9 protein-coding genes are annotated in these 17,430 nt (G+C 62.8%); 7 read left to right on the top strand and 2 right to left on the bottom strand.

Translation table 11 applies throughout. The features are described 5' to 3' along the window. Nucleotides 1-168: 168 nt before the first annotated feature. A complete protein-coding gene (gene metH, locus GOB87_RS00575; RefSeq protein WP_166312598.1) occupies nt 169-3,684 on the bottom strand; it encodes a methionine synthase in 3,516 nt (1,171 codons plus the stop codon). Nucleotides 3,685-3,929: 245 nt separating this feature from the next. Between metH and GOB87_RS00570 the strand changes: the two genes are divergently transcribed. The 7 genes from GOB87_RS00570 to GOB87_RS00540 all read left to right on the top strand — a co-directional run bounded on the left by GOB87_RS00570 (nt 3,930) and on the right by GOB87_RS00540 (nt 16,284). Further along, the gene (locus GOB87_RS00570) at nt 3,930-4,289 is read left to right on the top strand and encodes a hypothetical protein (protein WP_166312597.1); all 360 of its coding nucleotides are present in this window, start codon (nt 3,930-3,932) and stop codon (nt 4,287-4,289) included. A 295-nt stretch (nt 4,290-4,584) separates the two neighbouring features. Next, the gene (locus GOB87_RS00565; RefSeq protein WP_166312706.1) at nt 4,585-6,771 is read left to right on the top strand and encodes a peptidase domain-containing ABC transporter; all 2,187 of its coding nucleotides are present in this window, start codon (nt 4,585-4,587) and stop codon (nt 6,769-6,771) included. A gap of 3 nt (nt 6,772-6,774) precedes the next feature. Then, nucleotides 6,775-8,238: an HlyD family type I secretion periplasmic adaptor subunit gene (locus GOB87_RS00560; protein ID WP_166312596.1), complete on the top strand. Its 1,464-nt coding sequence runs from the start codon at nt 6,775-6,777 to the stop codon at nt 8,236-8,238. Between the two features lie 196 nt (nt 8,239-8,434). Continuing rightward, nucleotides 8,435-10,264: a tetratricopeptide repeat protein gene (locus GOB87_RS00555; protein WP_166312595.1), complete on the top strand. Its 1,830-nt coding sequence runs from the start codon at nt 8,435-8,437 to the stop codon at nt 10,262-10,264. A 64-nt stretch (nt 10,265-10,328) separates the two neighbouring features. Beyond that, nucleotides 10,329-13,511, top strand: a complete 3,183-nt coding sequence (locus GOB87_RS00550) for a glycosyltransferase (RefSeq protein ID WP_264806181.1) — start codon at nt 10,329-10,331, stop codon at nt 13,509-13,511. Nucleotides 13,512-13,631: 120 nt separating this feature from the next. Beyond that, a complete protein-coding gene (locus tag GOB87_RS00545; protein ID WP_166312593.1) occupies nt 13,632-14,780 on the top strand; it encodes a hypothetical protein in 1,149 nt (382 codons plus the stop codon). 160 nt (nt 14,781-14,940) lie between these two features. Continuing rightward, nucleotides 14,941-16,284, top strand: coding sequence for a glycosyltransferase family 4 protein (locus GOB87_RS00540; protein WP_166312592.1), 1,344 nt, complete (start codon nt 14,941-14,943; stop codon nt 16,282-16,284). A gap of 84 nt (nt 16,285-16,368) precedes the next feature. On the opposite strand, the gene GOB87_RS00535 is transcribed toward GOB87_RS00540, so the two are convergent. Next, on the bottom strand, nt 16,369-17,427 hold the full coding sequence (locus GOB87_RS00535; protein WP_166312591.1) for a WD40 repeat domain-containing protein: 1,059 nt from the start codon (nt 17,425-17,427) through the stop codon (nt 16,369-16,371). Between the last annotated feature and the right edge of the window lie 3 nt (nt 17,428-17,430).

Genomic DNA, 17,430 nt, shown 5'->3' with positions numbered 1-17,430 from the left:
CCGAAAAGAATTCATGACCATCCCGACAAGAGCGGATGATTTCCGGTGTCGTGTTGTATTCAGCAGGTTTCCATTACGGCGTGACAGTTCGGTGATATTCTCATGACCGTGTCTTGCTCCGCAGACGGAAGAAAAGCCTGATCGCTTTTCTTCCTGACCACCGAACATTCAGACGGTAAAGTATTTCGCCTTCGGGTTGAGAATAACCAGTGCCGATGTCGATTGCTCCGGATGAAGCTGATACCCATCCGAGAGCGACACACCAATCTTCTCCGCATCAAGAAGCTTGAGGATGGGTTCCTGATCTTCAAGACGCGGACAGGCGGGATATCCAAATGAGTAGCGGGAGCCGCGATAACCCTGCGACAGCAGCTTCTCCATGTCGCGAGCGTCTTCTCCCGCAAAACCCAACTCGGCGCGGATGCGCTTGTGGGTGTATTCCGCCATCGCTTCTGCGACTTCCACTGACAGGCCGTGCAGATACAGATAGTCCTGATAACGATTCTGCTCGAACCAGTCGCGCGCCATATCGGACGCCTTCTGACCGACCGTCACCACCTGCAGACCGACCACGTCGCGCTCGGCGTCATCCACATCGCGGACAAAATCTGCAATGCACTCGCCATCCTCGCGCGGCTGACGCGGCATTGTGAAGCGGGCCACTTCGGTCGTGCCATCCTCGGCAAACAGAATCAGATCGTTCCCCTGCCCCGCCGCCTTCCAGTAGCCATAGGACGCACGCGGCTTGAGAATGTCGTCCGCCTCGCACAGCGTCAGCATCCGACGCAGCACGGGGCGCAGTTCCTGACGTGCCCAGCTTAGGAAATCTTCCAGCGAGCGGCCCTGCTTTCGAAAGCCCCACTGGAACTGATAGAGCGAGCGTTCGTTGAGGAACGGCAGCACGGCGTTCGTCTCGGCCTCAAGCGTGCGCGGCCCCCAGAACGGCGGCGTAATGACCGGCTCGTCCTTCGTGATACGGCGACGGCGGATCTGCGCGGCTCCGACATCCACTGGCCCGAAGCCACGCTCCTCTGCAGCCTCCGGTGTACGCGGGGCGCTGCGTTTCGCTTTTCCCTCGCGACGCTTGGCGATTGCGGCGGCGTAATCATCGAAGCCGCCTTTCGCCACCACATCCATCAGCGCAAGACCATCGAACGCATCGCGGGCATAAGCCACGCGCCCATGCGTGCCGTAAGCGGCAGCGCAGTCTTCTTCCACATAATTGCGAGTGAGCGCCGCACCACCGAGAATGACCGGAAGATCGAGACCCTGCCGATCGATCTCTTCGAGATTTTCCCGCATGATGACAGTGGATTTCACCAGAAGACCGGACATGCCGATAACATCGGCCTTCTCGGCGCGGGCGGACGCGATCATGTCCGCCACCGGCACCTTGATACCCAGATTGACCACGCGGTAGCCGTTGTTGGTCAGGATGATGTCCACGAGATTCTTGCCGATGTCATGCACGTCACCCTTCACGGTGGCGAGCACGATCGTCCCGCGCGCCTGCCCTTCGACACGCTCCATATGCGGTTCGAGATAGGCCACGGCGGCCTTCATCGTCTCGGCAGACTGAAGAACGAAAGGAAGCTGCATCTTGCCCGCGCCGAACAGTTCGCCCACCACCTTCATGCCATCGAGTAGCACGTTGTTGATGATGTCGAGAGGCGGCATCTCCTGCATCGCCTCCTCGAGGTCGGCTTCCAACCCCTTGCGATCACCGTCCACGATGCGGTCTTTCAGACGCTCGGGCGCGGTCTCGGCTTTTGCCTTTTTGGCGACATCCGCCGCCTTCCGTCCTTCGAAGAGAGACAGGAATTTCTGGAGAGGATCGTAGTCCTCTGCGCGGCGGTCGAAGATCAGGTCCTCCGCGACCTTCACTTCCTCGGCGGGAATCAGATGCAGCGGCCGAATCTTGGACACATGCACGATCGCGCCCGTCATGCCCGCCTTCACGGCGTGGTCGAGGAAGACCGAGTTCAGCACGGCGCGTGCCGCCGGATTCAGACCGAAGGAGATGTTGGATAGGCCGAGAATGATCTGGATGTCGGGAAACTTCTCCCGGATCATGCGGATGCCTTCGAGCGTCCACAGACCCAGCTTGCGATCGTCCTCCACACCTGTGGCGATGGTGAAGGTCAACGGGTCGATCAGTAGATCGGACTGCGGCAGGCCATATTGGTCGCACGCGAACGCGACCAGACGCGACGCGATGCGGAGCTTGTCCTCCGGCGTCTTGGCCATGCCCACTTCATCGATGGTCAGCGCCACGACCGCCGCGCCGAACTTGCGGGCGAGCTTCATGCGATCATGCGCGATGTCCTCACCATCCTCGAAATTGATCGAGTTGATGATGGGCTTGCCACCGTGCAGCTTCAGCGCCGATTCAATCACGGGCGTTTCCGTGGAATCGATCACAAGCGGCGCATTCACCGAAGACGTGAAGCGACGGATGACCTCATCCATTTCCGCTTTCTCGTCACGCCCGACGAACGCCGTGCAGACATCAAGCGAGTTGGAGCCTTCCGCCACCTGCTCACGTCCGATGGCCACGCAACCATCCCAGTCATGCGCTTCCTGAAGCTCACGCCATTTCTTGGACCCGTTGGCGTTGCACCGCTCGCCAATGGAGAAATAGGCGTTCTCCTGCCGCAACGGCACCTGACTGTAGAGGCTGGCGACTGACGGCTCCCAGTTCGGAGTGCGGGGCGAGGGTGCGGGACGATGCTTGCCCGACGGTGCGCGGCTGCGAAGCATGGCGTCGAGTGCTGCGATATGCGGCGTGGATGTGCCGCAGCAACCGCCGATGATGTTCAGCCCGTCTTCAATGACGAACCGCTCCATCCACAGCGCCATTTCCTCGGGGCTGAGCGGGTAGTGCGTCTGACCGTTGACCAGTTCCGGAAGACCGGCATTGGGCAGCATAGAGAGCAGGCCCGGCCAGTGCTCGGCCAGCCACTTGATATGCTCGGCCATTTCCTGCGGGCCGGTGGCGCAGTTCAGCCCCATCAGATCGACATCGAGGCTTTGCACCACGGTCGCGGCGGCAGCGATATCGGGTCCGACCAGCAGCGTGCCGGTGGTCTCGACCGTGACCTGCACAAAGATAGGTGTGTTGGTGCCCAGTTCGGCACGGGCGATCTTCATGCCGTTGACGGCGGCTTTGATCTGGAGCGTGTCCTGACAGGTCTCGATCAGGATGGCGTCCACCCCCCCCTCAATCAGCCCGCGTCCCTGCTCGGCCAGACCGGCTTCGAGCGTGTCGTAATCGATGTTTCCAAGGGAGGGCAGCTTGGTGCCCGGCCCGACAGAGCCAAGCACGTAGCGGTGCCGGTCGTCATCGAAGCCGTCCGCCGCCTCTCGCGCCAAGGTCGCGGCAATGCGGTTGATCTCGCGCGCACGGTCCTGAAGGTCGAACTCGCTCAGCGTGATGGGAGAACCGCCGAAGCTGTTGGTCTCCACCATATCCGCGCCGACTTCGAAATAGCCGCGGTGGATTTCGCGGACCAGTTCAGGGCGGGAGAGGTTGAGGATCTCGGTGCAGTTCTCCTGCCCCCAGTAGTCGCGCTCCGTATCGAGATCGAGCGCCTGCACGCGCGATCCCATGCCGCCGTCACACAGCAGAACCTGTTCGCGCAGGGCTTCGAGAAGCGGGGGGCGGGTGCTTTTGGGCGAGGTCATCGGGTGGCCCCATCGACTGTTGCTGGGAGAACTGCGCATGACTGCGACAGAAGAAAGGCGCTTATTTCAGAGGCCGCCCAGCCTGTCCAGAACGCCACACATCCCACGCCCTTGGTCATGATAATGGCGGCACGGACTAAGTCTCTGATATAGGGAGGGAACATTCGACCCTGCGTTCCGGAGAGTCCGCCCTGCCCTGCCTGCCTCTTTTCGTCACAGCCCCCGATGATCTGGACGACCAGGAAATGCGGCTGCGGGCCATATCCCTGCTGATCGAAACCTGTCCACTCTCCGACATCCAGAAGGAAACAGGATGGCAGCAGACCCTGCCCTTCCCGGCACGGACCGAGAGGGCGGGACGCCCACGCTCCACCGCGTTTTCCGTCGAAAATGGTGGCCATGCGCCGGCTTGCGTGTGCTGCGTGGCGCGACCGGCCCTCACCCTGACGCTGCTGGAGCGGTTTCAGGCGCGCGCGCGCGGCACCTGCCCGTTTTTTCAGCGCGTAGTCCTTGTCGTGCCACGCGATCAGGTTGCTCAAACGGGCGAGGCACTAAAAGCCGATCCCCTGTTGCAGGATATCCTCACGGTAGAGGCGACAGCGTAACCAAAAATCATTCTTCTTGCGGTAAAGGAACGTGAACATAGCGTATTTCTGGCGCGCTTCCGGCAAAAAGATTGTCTCGCTTCATGAGAAAGATCGTCCGGAAGGTCGCGACCGCGTGCAATTTGTGTAGTAGAGGCCGGACAGCGTTCCCATTCGACGGGGGACGCAGGCAGTTTTTTGTAGAGGACGATCTGTGGCTCCAGTCGATAACGCGCGTGGCCTTCCCGGCCCGGATGGGCACTCCCGCGATTCGCAGGGCGGATCTTCCGGCGCTTCAGAACGTGTCGCTCCCGCCATGATTCGCCTGAAGGCGGTCATCGCGGCCGCCCACTTCCATGGTCTCGAACTCGACGTGCGCGATTTTGCGGCGGACCCCGACGAGACAAGCCCCTCCCCGGCCACATTGGCGCGCTGGCTCAACGAGCAGGGCGCGGTCGCCAAGGGCATGCGGATCAAGTGGCGCTATCTCGTCAAGATGAGCAACTCGCCACCGATCGTGCTGATGCTCAAGGACGGCTCAGCCGCCATCATGGTCAACGCCGACGCCGGTCACAACATCGTCTGGCTGCGCGATCCGCTGGGCGATGAGGCGCAGCAACCGGTCCCGGTGGATGAAATGCGCCTGATGCAGGTGTGGACGGGCGACATCCTGCTGATCAAGCGCCGCCGCGACCAGTCGGAAGCCGACGCGCCGATCAACATTTCCTGGCTCGCCAAGATGGTGCTGCGCGAGAAACGCTCGCTCCGCGACATCGCCATCGCTTCGATGACCCTCAGTATTCTGCAGATTTTCCCGCCGCTGATCGTTATGCAGGTCATTGACCGCGTGGTGAACAATCACTCGATGGCCACCCTGATTTCGATCACGGCCATCGTGCTGGTGCTGTCCTTCTACGAAGTGCTGCTGTCCTACGGGCGCCGTGAGTTGACGCTGGTGCTCACCACCCGAATCGACACCCGGATATCGCTGCATCTGTTCAGCCGTCTTCTGGCCCTGCCGTTGGAATATTTCGAGCGTCAGCAGGCCGGTAACGTCATCGGTCGCGTCATGGCCATCTATAAGGTCCGCGACTTCATGACGGGCCGCCTGATGTCCACCTTCCTCGACCTGTTCACCCTCGTCGTCATCCTGCCTTTCCTGTTCTATCTCAGTTCTACGATGGCGTGGATGACAGTTGCGACATCAGGCCTGATCGGTCTGTTGATCGTCGTCTTCATGGGGCCGGTCGGACGTCAGTACGGCGCGCTGATCCGCGCGGACATGCAGCGCTCCTCCGTGATGTATGAAACGGTGGCGGGCATCCGCACCATCAAGACGCTGGCGCTGGAACCCACCCGCAAGCAGGAATGGGACGTGCGGACGGCGGATGTCATCCGGGCCAAGCTGGCCGTGGGCCGCATGTCCAACTGGCCTTCCACACTGAGCATGCCGCTGGAAATGTTCATCAACCGCGGCATCATCCTTGTCGGTGCCTATCTGGTGCTGACAGGCGCCTCCTCGGTGGGCGCGGGTGCGCTCGTGGCGTTCATGATGCTCGGTGGCCGGGTGGCCTCCCCTCTGACGAATCTCGCCCGCCTTCTGGATGACCTTAACGAAGTCACGGCATCGCTGGGTGAGGCCGCCTCGGTGCTCAACCAGCCGACGGAAACAAAGGCGCTGACCACCGGCATGCGCCCGCGCATCAAGGGTGCGCTGTCGTTCATCGACGTGAACTTCTCCTACCCCGGCTCGACCACCAAGGCGCTCAACGATGTCAGCTTTGAAGTGCCGGCGGGCACCATGCTGGGACTGGTCGGGCGTTCCGGTTCCGGCAAATCCACCATCACCCGTCTGCTTCAGGGCGTGAGCCGTTCCTACACCGGTTACCTCAAGCTCGACGGTGTGGATCTTCGTGAAATCAACCTGACCCATCTGCGCCGTTCCTTCGGCGTGGTGCTTCAGGACAACTTCCTTTTCCGCGGCACCATCCGTGACAACATCACCGCAGGACGGCCGGGCCTGACCATTGACGATGTGGTACGCGCCGCGCGTCTGGCTGGCGCGGAAGAGTTCATCGAGCGCATGCCCGCCGGTTACGAGACCTTCATTGAAGAGGGCTCCACCAACATTTCCGGTGGCCAGCGTCAGCGTCTGGCCATCGCGCGCGCCGTGATCTCGGATCCCAAGCTGATGATTCTCGACGAGGCGACCTCCGCCCTTGATCCTGAAAGCGAGGCGCTGGTGAACGCCAACCTCGAACGGATCGGCAAGGGGCGCACGATGGTCATCGTGTCTCACCGCCTGTCCTCGCTGGTAAACTGTGACCAGATCCTCGTCATGGAACAGGGCAAAGTGGCCGATATCGGGCCGCATGAAGTGCTGCTGGAACGCTGCGCCATCTACCGGACGCTGTGGATGCAGCAGAACCGGCATACCGAAAGCCGCAAGAATGCCGACGCCGACCGCAATGACGCAGCGCCTCTGATCGCGGAAGGAGACTGACCCATGAGCAATCAGGACATCGTTCCGGCTTCCGAAAACGAGGGTGAAGAGACCAAAAAGCCTCGGGATTTTCTTCCGCAAGCCGATGACCCGTTCGCGCCGGGAGACCTGCCGCCAGAATTGCTGGAGTTCCATTCTCCGAGTGCGGCACTGGTCAACATGCCACCGACGCCCTCGGCCGAGTACATCACCTGGCTGATCGGTTCGCTCACGCTTGCCACGGTCATCGTCATGACGGTCTTTCCGCTCAACCGTGTCGTCTCGACACCGGGCCGGATCGTCTCGACACAGCAGACGCTTGTGGTGCAGCCGCTGGAAACCTCGATCATCCGCAGCATCGATGTGCATGAGGGCGATTTCGTCCACAAGGGACAGGTTCTCGCACATCTCGATCCGACGATCAGCGATGCAGACATCGCCAACATGAAAGAGCTGAACGACAGCTATTCCGCGGAAGTGGATCGTCTGACCGCCGAAGCGGAAGGGCACGACTACATTCCCGATCCGCAGAACCCGTCCTCGACGCAGCAGGCCGCGAATTTCCTGCGCCGCAAGGCCGAATTCGACGCCAAGGTGAACAATTATCAGGAGCAGATCGCCTCTCTGACAAGCGATCTTCAGGGCTATCAGGCCAACGCCGCCATGTATGCCGCCAAAGCCAAGGTCGCACGCGATGTCCACAGCATGCGCATGCGTCTTCAGCAGGATCAGGTGGGCAGCCGCCTCTCCACACTGGGCGCGCAGAGCGAACTGATGGAAACCGAGCGCTCCCAGATTTCCGCCCAGCAGCAGGCCGCCAGTTCACGCAGCAAACTACGTGCTCTCGCCGCCGAGCGGCAGAACTACGTGGAGACGTGGAAAGCCCAGATCTATCACGATCTCAGCGAGGCCGAACGTCACCTGTCCGAATCCCGCAGCAGCTACCAGAAAGCCAAGCTGCGCAAAAGCATGACCACCCTTCGCACGGGTGAGGACGCCATCGTCCTCAACATCGCCAAGCTGTCAGTGGGTTCGGTCATCTCGACCGGTAGCGAACTGATGACGCTCGTCCCTGTGGGCAGCGGGCTTGAAGTCGAAGCGCATCTGAGCGGCGGAGATGCCGGTTTCGTGCAACTCGGCAACAAGGCGACACTGAAATTCGCGACCTTCCCCTTCGCTCAGTATGGCGGCGCGGAAGCCACGGTGCGTGAGATCAGCGCGGACGCCTTCGCCGGCCAGGGTGGAAAACCGTCTTCCGGAGCAGGAGGAGAAGCATCACAGAGCAGCGATCCGGCTGGCGCGTCCCAGTCCTATTACCGGGTGCGGCTGCGCATCGATCGCTACACGCTGCATGGCGTCCCGTCCTTCTTCCATCCGCATCCGGGCATGCCGGTCACGGCCGACATTCAGGTGGGCAAGCGTACGGTCATGCAGTTCATGCTCAACAGCATCATTCCGCTCGTCACGGATGGCATGCGCGAACCCTGAGGTCTGCCTTCCTTTCAGTGCGCTTCTTTCCGCCATGGTTTCATGTTTAAGAAATGAAACTGTGGCGGTCGGGGGGCGGTCTGCCGTAGCTCCGTAACAACGGCCCTCATCGCTCCACAGCGCGACGAGACTCCTTATCCGGCACGGGAGTGGTCGCGGTCGTCTGCTCATGTGCCGTGTCCGAGGAGAACGCTCCATGGGTCTGCTTTCGCGCCTCATCGCCCGCCGGTCTCCCGCCGCGCGACTGGAACACGGCCTCAAGCTTCTCGAACAGGAAGACTACAGCGGCGCGCTGAGCGAAATCAGCGCCGTCGCCAAGACCGGCATGCCGGAAGCGCAATTCCGGCTCGGGCGTCTCTATCTGGATGGCGAGGCCCTGCCGCGCGACCTCGTGGAAGGGGGGCGATGGATACGTCGAGCCGCCGAATCCGGTCATGTGGAAGCCCAGTTCGTTCTCGCGACGTTCTATCTGGTGGGACTGCCCGAAGCCGTCGAGAACGACTCCTTCGATCTCTCCGACGTCAACAAGGCCGCAACGGGCGAACCGAACTATCCGCGTGCCGCGCACTGGGCGCTCATGGCCGCCGAAGCCGGCTCCGCCGACGCGCAGGCGCTCTACGGCTATATCCTCACCGCAGCGCCCGAGGGTCTGCGCAACACCGAGGAAGCACTGGTTTGGTATCAGCGCGCCGCTGACGCCAACTGCGCGCAGGGTCATCTCGGTCTTGGGCTGGCAGGGCTTCATTCCGCCCAGACGGATGAGGCGCTGGCAGAGGCCATCGGGCACCTGAAGATCGCAGCCGACGCCAATATCGGCTCGGCCCTCTATCTCATGGGCATCGCCTATGAGCGCGGTGCGGGCGTACCGGCCGATCTGGACGCCGCCGTCGCCTCCTATGGCAAGGCGGCCGAACAGAACATCCGCTCCGCACAGGCCCGCTACGGACTCGCCTATATCGAAGGGCGCGGCATCAAGCAGGACATGGTCCGTGGCGAGACGTGGCTGCGCAAGGCCGCACTGGCGGGAGACCGTGAAGCGGCGGCCATGCTGGGAGACATCCATGCGCGCGGGGGAGATCTCCCCCCCAACTACATGGAAGCCGCCACATGGTATCGTTTCGCTGCCGAGCGGGGCCACGCCACCGCCGCGCGCGCGCTCGGCCTGCTGTATCTGACCGGCTCTGGCGTCATGCCGGACGAAGAAGAAGCGGCAAAATGGTTCCGCTTCGCCTCCGAGCATGGAGACTCGGGCGGCACAGCCGATCTGGGCAATCTCCTGCTGATGGGTGGCGGAAGTGTCGAGGATCGTCTCGCAACCCGCACCCTCTATGAAAAAGCCGCTCATTCCGGCGATCTGATCGCGGCCTTCAATTTCGGCGTCTGCCTTGCCGAAGGCGTGGGCGCGGATCGCGACGAGCAGGAAGCCGTAAAATGGATGCGCAAAGCCGCCGAAGGCGTCGTCAACGCGCAGTACTGGTATGGCCGCATGCTTCTGGAAGGACGGGGCGTTCCCGCCAACAAGCCCGAAGGCCGCGCATGGGTCCAGAAAGCCGCGGACGAAGGCATGTCCGAAGCGCGCCACCATCTTGCCCAGTTGTTCGTCTCGGGTGAAGGCGGTCCTGTCGATCACACGGAGGCGCTGCGCCTGTTCGAACTGTCGGCCGAGCAGGGCAATGTCGGCAGCATGTTCGCGCTGGGCGCCATGTATGGTGGCGGTCACGACATCCCCGAAGACCGCACGAAAGCGCAGCACTGGTTCGGACAGGCTGCTGAGCGGGGCCATGCGACCGGCCAGCTCATGATCGGGCGTTATCTGAGCCGCGGCCTTGCCAGACATACCGACATCGAACAGGGCCTCGACTGGTATCGCAAGGCCGAGGCACAGGGCGTCACGCAGGCCGTCATCGAACGTGCCCAATTGGAACAGACGCTCAAAGAAGCAGCAGAGAAGAAAACGAACGAAGAAGCCGGCGCCCCAGAAGAGGCATCAGAGGCCACCACTGCACCACCACCGTCCGTTGGCTAGGGTCGCCCGAAGCAGGGCCTCTCCACGCGCAAGAAAAGAAGCCGCCGACGCCCTCTCCGCAGAAGTGCGATCCACCGCCCCGCGTCCCGCAGGCCTGATCACGCCCGAGGATCGGGTGGCATGGCAGAAATGGGCGAGCGAACAGGCTCAGGACTCATTCCGGCAGGGTGAATCCTGTTGGAAAAACGGGGATACGGCTGGCGCACTGGGATGGTTCGAACGGGCTGGACGCATGGCGCCCGAAAGCCCGACCGCGGCGCTGTTCCGTGCCATGGCGCGACAGGCCTGCGGTCATGTGGCGGGAGCTATCACGCTGCTGGAAGATCTGAGCCGCCAGCATGACATCCGGCAGGTCTGGACACTGCTGGCAGGAGCGCGGCTTGTTGCCGGACGCACCCATGAAGCCATCACAGCCCTCGCCCATGCGTTGTCCCGCCACGCCTGCGATTCCGATACGGCGAATCTGGCCGACCGGATCACGGCCGCCGCCGGGTTGTCCGGATGGTGCGGGGTGGACGAAAGCGGCGCTGTGCGGATCGGGGGGATCGCCCTCGCATCTACCAGCGAGGCACGCCGCCGCCTTGCCTTTTCCACGGTCGATGGGACAATGCTCCCGCTGCGCAGGATGGATGGCGCACTGGCGCGATTATCGAAAGACGGCGACGCCTTCTGGAGCGAACACACTCTACAGGTCCAACTGGACGGAGCGGCGCTGACAGGCTCCCCCCTGCATCCCAAAACCATCATGAGGGTGGAAGGCGCCGTCGCGCCGGATGAGACTGGCCTGACGGGCTGGATCTGGCATCCGAACACTCCTGACCATCCACCACTGGTCCGGTTACTGGACGCTGCAACGGACACGGAGCTTCTGCGGTTTTCGGCCGAAGAGCCCGCGTCGGTCGTACGGTCCGACATCCCGCTGGCCCTGTTCCGCGCCATTTCCGTGCCATGGAGCGCATTACCGGACGGCCCGGTGCGGGTCGTGGACGCCACCGGCCGCGACCTGACCGGCAGCCCGATCGACGCCGGACTGGAAGATCGCGCCGCCCGCTGGGCTTTGCATCACGCACGGGAAACATCACTCGGCAGACAGGGCGTTACGGACGCACCGCCCCCCTTCCTGCCTGTGCCCGTGACCGCCCCCATGCGGCACAGCCCCCGCACGCCACCAAAACCGCAAACCGACACGCTGATTGTCGTGCCGGTCTATGGCGACGGCGCGCGTACCCGAGCCTGTCTCGACAGCCTGCTCGATAGCCTGCCCGCGTTTTCGCGCGGCAGTCCGCGTGTGCTGATCGTCAACGACGCCTCACCGGAAATCGGCATGAAGGCCCTTCTGGCCGATGTCGCACAGGATCGGCGCGTCACGTTGCTTACGAACCCGGTCAACAAGGGCTTCGTGGCGTCCGCCAATATCGGCCTGCGCTTCGCGCTGGATGGCACACTCCCGGAGCGCACGAACAAGCGCCCCACCGCACCACGCGATGTCGTGCTTCTCAACAGCGACACGTTGGTGACAGGCGAATGGCTGGAAGAACTCCGCACAGTGGCGTATTCCGCGCCCAATATCGGCACGGTGACGCCTCTCTCCAACGACGCCACCATCCTGTCTTTTCCGGAAGTTGCCGGAAACACCATACCGACATTGGCGCAGACGCGCCGCCTGATGACACTGGCGCGCGCGGCGAACGGCACAATGGCGGTCGATCTGCCAACGGGGCATGGCTTCTGCCTGTTCATCCGCCATGACTGCCTGAACGAGACGGGCCTGTTCCGCGCCGACCTCTTTGCCCAAGGCTATGGCGAGGAGAACGATTTCTGCCTGCGCGCCCGGCAGTCCGGCTGGCGCAACGTCGCAGCACCGGGCGCCTATGTCGCGCATGTCGGGTCCGCGTCCTTTGGAGCCGCGCGCGACTCGCTTCTGGCCCGCAATCTCGCGCTGCTCAATCGTCTTCACCCCGGCTATGACGGACTGGTACAGGATCATCTCCACCGTGATCCGCTGTTTGCGGCCCGGAGACGGCTCGATCTGCTGCGTTGGCGCAAGGAATCTTCCAGCGGAAAATCGCGCGCGAAGGCGACGGTCCGCAAATCCGTCATCCTCGTCACGCACGATCATGGCGGCGGGGTCGAGCGTGTGGTGCGTGAGCGCTGCCGCACACTGGAGGCGGAAGGTTTGCGGCCGATCATCGTGCGACCCGTGGAAGGGGGCTGCCGAATTGAAGGACTCCGTCCCGATACGCACGACCCAAAAAATTCACAGAAGACGACAGCCGATCCGGCACCGGGTGCCTATCCCAATCTGCGTTTTCGTCTGCCCGATGAGGGGCCGACGCTTCTGCGGCTGCTCATGGCCGATCCCGTCAGTCACGTGGAATGGCACCATGCCAGCGGTCATCACATGGCCATGCGGGAACTCGCCGCCGAACTTGGCGTACCCTACGATGTGTATGTTCATGATTATATCTGGTTCTGTCCGCGCATCGCCCTGATGGGCGTCGAAGGACGCTATTGCGGGGAGCCGCCTATTGCGGAATGCGAACGCTGCGTGACGGCTCTCGGTCGCAATGTGGACGACGATCTTCCCGTGGCCGCTTACGTCGCGCGGTCCAGACGGGAACTGGCGGACGCGCGCCGCATCATCGTTCCGTCCAATGATGCGGCCCAACGCATGAAACGACATTTCCCACCTCTGTCGTTTCGCGTGGCGGAACTGGAAGATGACCGTCCCGATCTGGATCTCTCGCAGTTCGCGGCTCTTACGCCACACTCCGCTCCGCTGATCGGCCTGCCACGCACACCGGGACGCGCGCGCGTCTGCGTGGTGGGCGCGATTGGGCGTGAGAAGGGTTACGATGTGCTTCTGGCTGCCGCGCGCGATGCGCAGGCCCGTAACCTGCCGTTGGAATATGTGATTGTCGGCCATACGCCTGATGACGCGGCGCTGATGGCGACCGGCCATGTGCATGTCACCGGTGCTTACCAAGAACATGAAGCGATAGCCCTGATCCGCGCCCAGCAGGCCGATTACGGCTTCATTCCCTCCGTCTGGCCTGAGACATGGTGTCTCGCCCTCGGGGTTGCGTGGCGCGCGGGGCTGCCTGTGGCGGCGTTCGATCTGGGGGCTGTTGCCGAACGGATACGCCGCACGGGAAGAGGACACATCCTGCCCCTCGGTGTATCGTTACAACGACTTAACGTGATATTGACCACACTATGTCAGCGTCCGGTCCCGAAATCCGCATGACAGGCGACCTGTCAGCAACAGGAGATTTAAGCGTCTTTCTTTTTTCGGTTTCCCGGCATTTCATGAAACGCAAAACGGGCACTCCGTGCCCCGATGCGCGCAACTTACGGAACGAACTTTATGTCCCAGAGTGGCCAGACTCCCAATCAGAACCGCATCACCGATCTCAAGGTGTCAGGTCACCTGATGACATTGGACCAAGGATTATTCTGCGTCTTTCACGTCCCCGCGCAGGAACCTCCCAGCCCCCGCGGCCTGCCGGGCGTGCGCCTTACGCAGCCGCCGCTGTCCAACAGCAGCCTCACCATTTCCACCTTCGATGACACCGGCTGGCTGGGTGGCAGCAACAACGCCGCCCTCATCCGCGTAACGCAGGGGCCGGCGCAGGTTCTGGTCACGGTGTATCAGGAGCCGGGCAGCCCGCATGACGCCCCGCGCCTTCAGGTCGTGCGCCTGAGTGACGCCACCGCGCAGTCGGCCACCGCAGCCGACGCAACGATGCAGGCCGCGCGTCTTGCCGCAGCCCAGCCGGGCCAGCAGGCGGCGCAGGCTTCCGCGCAGTTCGATCCGAACAATCTTCCCGAAGTGGCGGCTCATATCCAGCGGCGCGGCGATGTCGGCGCGCGTCTGGGAGAATGGATGGGCACGCCGGGCAGCCGCGCGTGGATCGAGGGCTTCGGCATTGCGCCCACGGGTCCGATTTCCGCAGCCGATATCGAATATCAGGCCGTTCTGGGCAAAGGCTGGCTCTCCCCGTGGACCGAAGGCGGTCAGTATTGCGGCAGCCGTGGCATGGCGCTGCCCATCCTCGGCCTGCGCGTGCGCCTGAAGGGTAAAGCCGCGGAGGATTATCTGTGTGAGGTGGAAGCCACCTTTACGGATGGCACCACGATTGGCCCGATCGGTGAGGACGAAACCGCCGAGGCCGAGAGCCTTGCGCCACTCGAAGCCTTCCGCGTGACAATCGTTTCGCGGGACGGAGCCGCCGCGCTGGAAGCCGCCGAAGAGTTCGAGGAGGAACTTGGGGACGATCTCGCACTGCTCGACGAAGTGACCGATCTTGTGGAAGCAGCGGAGCGCCGCGCCCCCCGCGGCGCTGCAAAGCGTCCACGCGTCGTCACCAAGGCCGCTGCTGCGACAAAACCCGCAACCAAGAAAGCCGCTGCGGCTCCGACACCGAAGAAGGCCGCTCCCAAGACGACGGCACCGCGCGGCAAGGCCCAGCGTTCCACCACCACGGCACGCGGCGGCCGCAAGGCCCGTCGCTAAAGCGCATGATGGCGGAACTGGCCCCAACCTCTTCCGCCACAAATGTTTCTTCTGATGAGGCGACCGCGCGGGATCGCGGCCGCCAGACGGGGAACTGCCCCGCCCGGCCCGCGCGTTCTGCCGCCCCGAGCCGGACCTCCTTCGGAAACGGACATTCCTCGTGAAGTTCCTCTTCGTTCACCAGAATTTTCCCGGCCAGTACCTGCACCTGATCCGTCACCTCGCACGGTCCGGACAGCACGAAATCGTTTTCATCAGCGAGAACAACGAGAACGTCATTTCGGGTGTGCGGCGCGTCATTTACCGCGCCCCCCATACACCGCCACCGAACAGTCACCCCGGCATCCGGGATTTCGCCATCGGTCTGGGTCGCGCGGATGGTGTGGCGCAGGCCGCCATGACGCTGAAAAATCTGGGATTCGTGCCCGACATCATCCTTGGGCATCACGGCTGGGGCGAACTGCTGAACATGCAGGACGTGTTTCCGGGTGTGCCCGTTCTGGGCTATTTCGAATTTTTCTATCACACCGACAATTACGACGTGGGCTTCGACCCTGAATTTCCCCTACTGCCCGAAATGCTGCCGCGCATCCGGGCGAAGAACGCCATCAATCTGCAGGCGCTCAACAATCCCGGCTGGGGACAGACGCCAACGCTCTTCCAACGCAGCACCTATCCCGACTGGGCGCAGACACGGATCTCGGTCCTCCGCGAAGGCGTTGACCTCGACCTGTGTCGTCCCAATCCGAAAGCAGCCCGCACAACCTGCACTTTCGGGGATGTGACGATTTCGCCCAAAGACCGTCTCATCACGTATGTGGCGCGTGATCTGGAGCCCTATCGTGGTTTCCATGTCTTCATGCGCGCGCTGCCGACCATTCTTGAAAAATGCCCGCAGGCACAGGTCGCGCTGGTGGGCGGCGATGGCGTGAGTTATGGCGCGCGTCTGCCGCATGGCACATGGAAACAACGGATGCTCTCCGAAGTGGGAGACCGGCTGGATCTCGACCGCGTCCATTTCCTCGGCAAGGTGCCTTACGATGGCTTCCGCGCCCTGCTCCAACGTTCGGACGCACATGTCTATCTGACATATCCGTTCGTGGCGTCATGGTCGTTGCGGGAAGCCATGGCCATGGGCTGCGCCATTGTCGGCAGCGACACCGCGCCCGTGCGCGAATTTATCGAAGACGGACAGACGGGCCTGCTAACGCCTTTCATCGAGCCGAAGCGGATTGCCGAGAGCGTGCTCACGCTGCTGGACAACCGCAAACAGGCCAAGGCGCTGCGTGAAGCCGCCCGGTCTGAGGCCGAAGCCACGCTGTGCATGAACGACTACCTCAACCGCTACGAAGATCTGATCGAGCAGGTTTCGGGCATTTCGCCATCGCACGAAAGCACACCCGTGCCTTCCATCTCCCCGAAGAAAAAGCGCGCGGCCCGCAAGGAAGCGGGCACGGCAAAACCCTCAAAAGCAAAAGCCACTCGGACACGGGTGGAAGCGTAGGCCAGAACCACGCTCCCCCCACTCTTTTTACTGACGAACAAGGGATAGTGAGCAGGCGGCACGACTTGGCCTCTGCTCCTCCCGTCAGGCCGACGCGGCTAGATCCACAAGCCCGATACGACCTTCCTCGGTGCCATATCCCAGCGTGCAGCCATCCGTGCTGAGAGCCAGCGCCGTGACCGCCCCTCCACCCGGACCACACACCGGCAGCACACGTTCGGAATTGTGGTCGATCATCAGCACGCGACCGTCCGCGAAACCCGCCACAACGACATCCTGTGTGGGATGGGTCGCCACGCGCGTGCACAACACCCCCGGAATACCCGGCAACTCCTGAGGAGGCTTGCCCATCGGGCCACCACCGAAGAAGGGCCACATCACCACACAATCCGCGCCACTGGTGGCCAGCCATTTTCCGGTGCGCGTGAACGCGAGCGAGGCCACCTTCGTGGGATAGCCACTCATACGCATGTTGTGGCCGTCCGGCAGGCGCCATCCATGCAGATCGTTCTCCTGCATGGCCGTCACCAGCGCCTCTCCGCCCGGGTGCAGGGCAATGCCGATATGGCTGCCCTTCCACTCCAGCGTGCGGGCCGAACCGTCCTTCGAATGAACGAACCACAAGGACGCGCCATTGTAGTGTGAGGCCGCGAGCCGCTTGCCCTTTGCATCGAAGACGATGCCCGAAACGGTGGACGGGTGCTCAAGCGTGCGGATCAACGTGGTGCCGTCCGCCTCACGCAGTTGCACGTCCTTGCCCACGACACAGGCAATCTGGCCTTTCCGGCCATCGCTCCAACTCGCGACATGCTCGACCCAGCGGCGCGCCTTCGCCAGTTCTTCCACCTTCCCGTCCGGAGTGGAACGAACCAAGCGGCCGTCCTCCCCTCCGGTGAGAAAAGTCGCTTCTGCCACATCGGGCGCAAGGCAGAGGACAGGACCGTCATGCGCGGGCACGCTCTTCCATGTGGCCGTGTCACGCAGGGTTTCGCGCGGCGCGATCAGCAGATCGCCCTCACCGGTCGCGAAAGCGAAGCTGCGATTGTCGCGGGCCGCGCAGCAAGCCGTCACATGCCCTTCGATCGTGCACTCCGCGCCGCGACTCTCCACCACAGAAGGGAAGCCCGCTCCCGTCTCGCTCATGTC

The sequence above is a fragment of the Acetobacter estunensis genome, assembly GCF_011516945.1.
Lineage (GTDB): Bacteria > Pseudomonadota > Alphaproteobacteria > Acetobacterales > Acetobacteraceae > Acetobacter > Acetobacter estunensis.
Note: the sequence above shows the minus strand (reverse complement) of the source record. Positions and strands in the feature narration are given on the sequence as shown.

Excerpts from the sequence above, each read along its gene's own strand:
- metH (WP_166312598.1), bottom strand. The coding sequence starts at position 3,684 with ATGACCTCGCCCAAAAGCACCCGCCCCCCGCTTCTCGAAGCCCTGCGC.
- GOB87_RS00570 (WP_166312597.1), top strand. The coding sequence starts at position 3,930 with ATGCGGCTGCGGGCCATATCCCTGCTGATCGAAACCTGTCCACTCTCC.
- GOB87_RS00565 (WP_166312706.1), top strand. The coding sequence starts at position 4,585 with ATGATTCGCCTGAAGGCGGTCATCGCGGCCGCCCACTTCCATGGTCTC.
- GOB87_RS00560 (WP_166312596.1), top strand. The coding sequence starts at position 6,775 with ATGAGCAATCAGGACATCGTTCCGGCTTCCGAAAACGAGGGTGAAGAG.
- GOB87_RS00555 (WP_166312595.1), top strand. The coding sequence starts at position 8,435 with ATGGGTCTGCTTTCGCGCCTCATCGCCCGCCGGTCTCCCGCCGCGCGA.
- GOB87_RS00545 (WP_166312593.1), top strand. The coding sequence starts at position 13,632 with ATGTCCCAGAGTGGCCAGACTCCCAATCAGAACCGCATCACCGATCTC.
- GOB87_RS00535 (WP_166312591.1), bottom strand. The coding sequence starts at position 17,427 with ATGAGCGAGACGGGAGCGGGCTTCCCTTCTGTGGTGGAGAGTCGCGGC.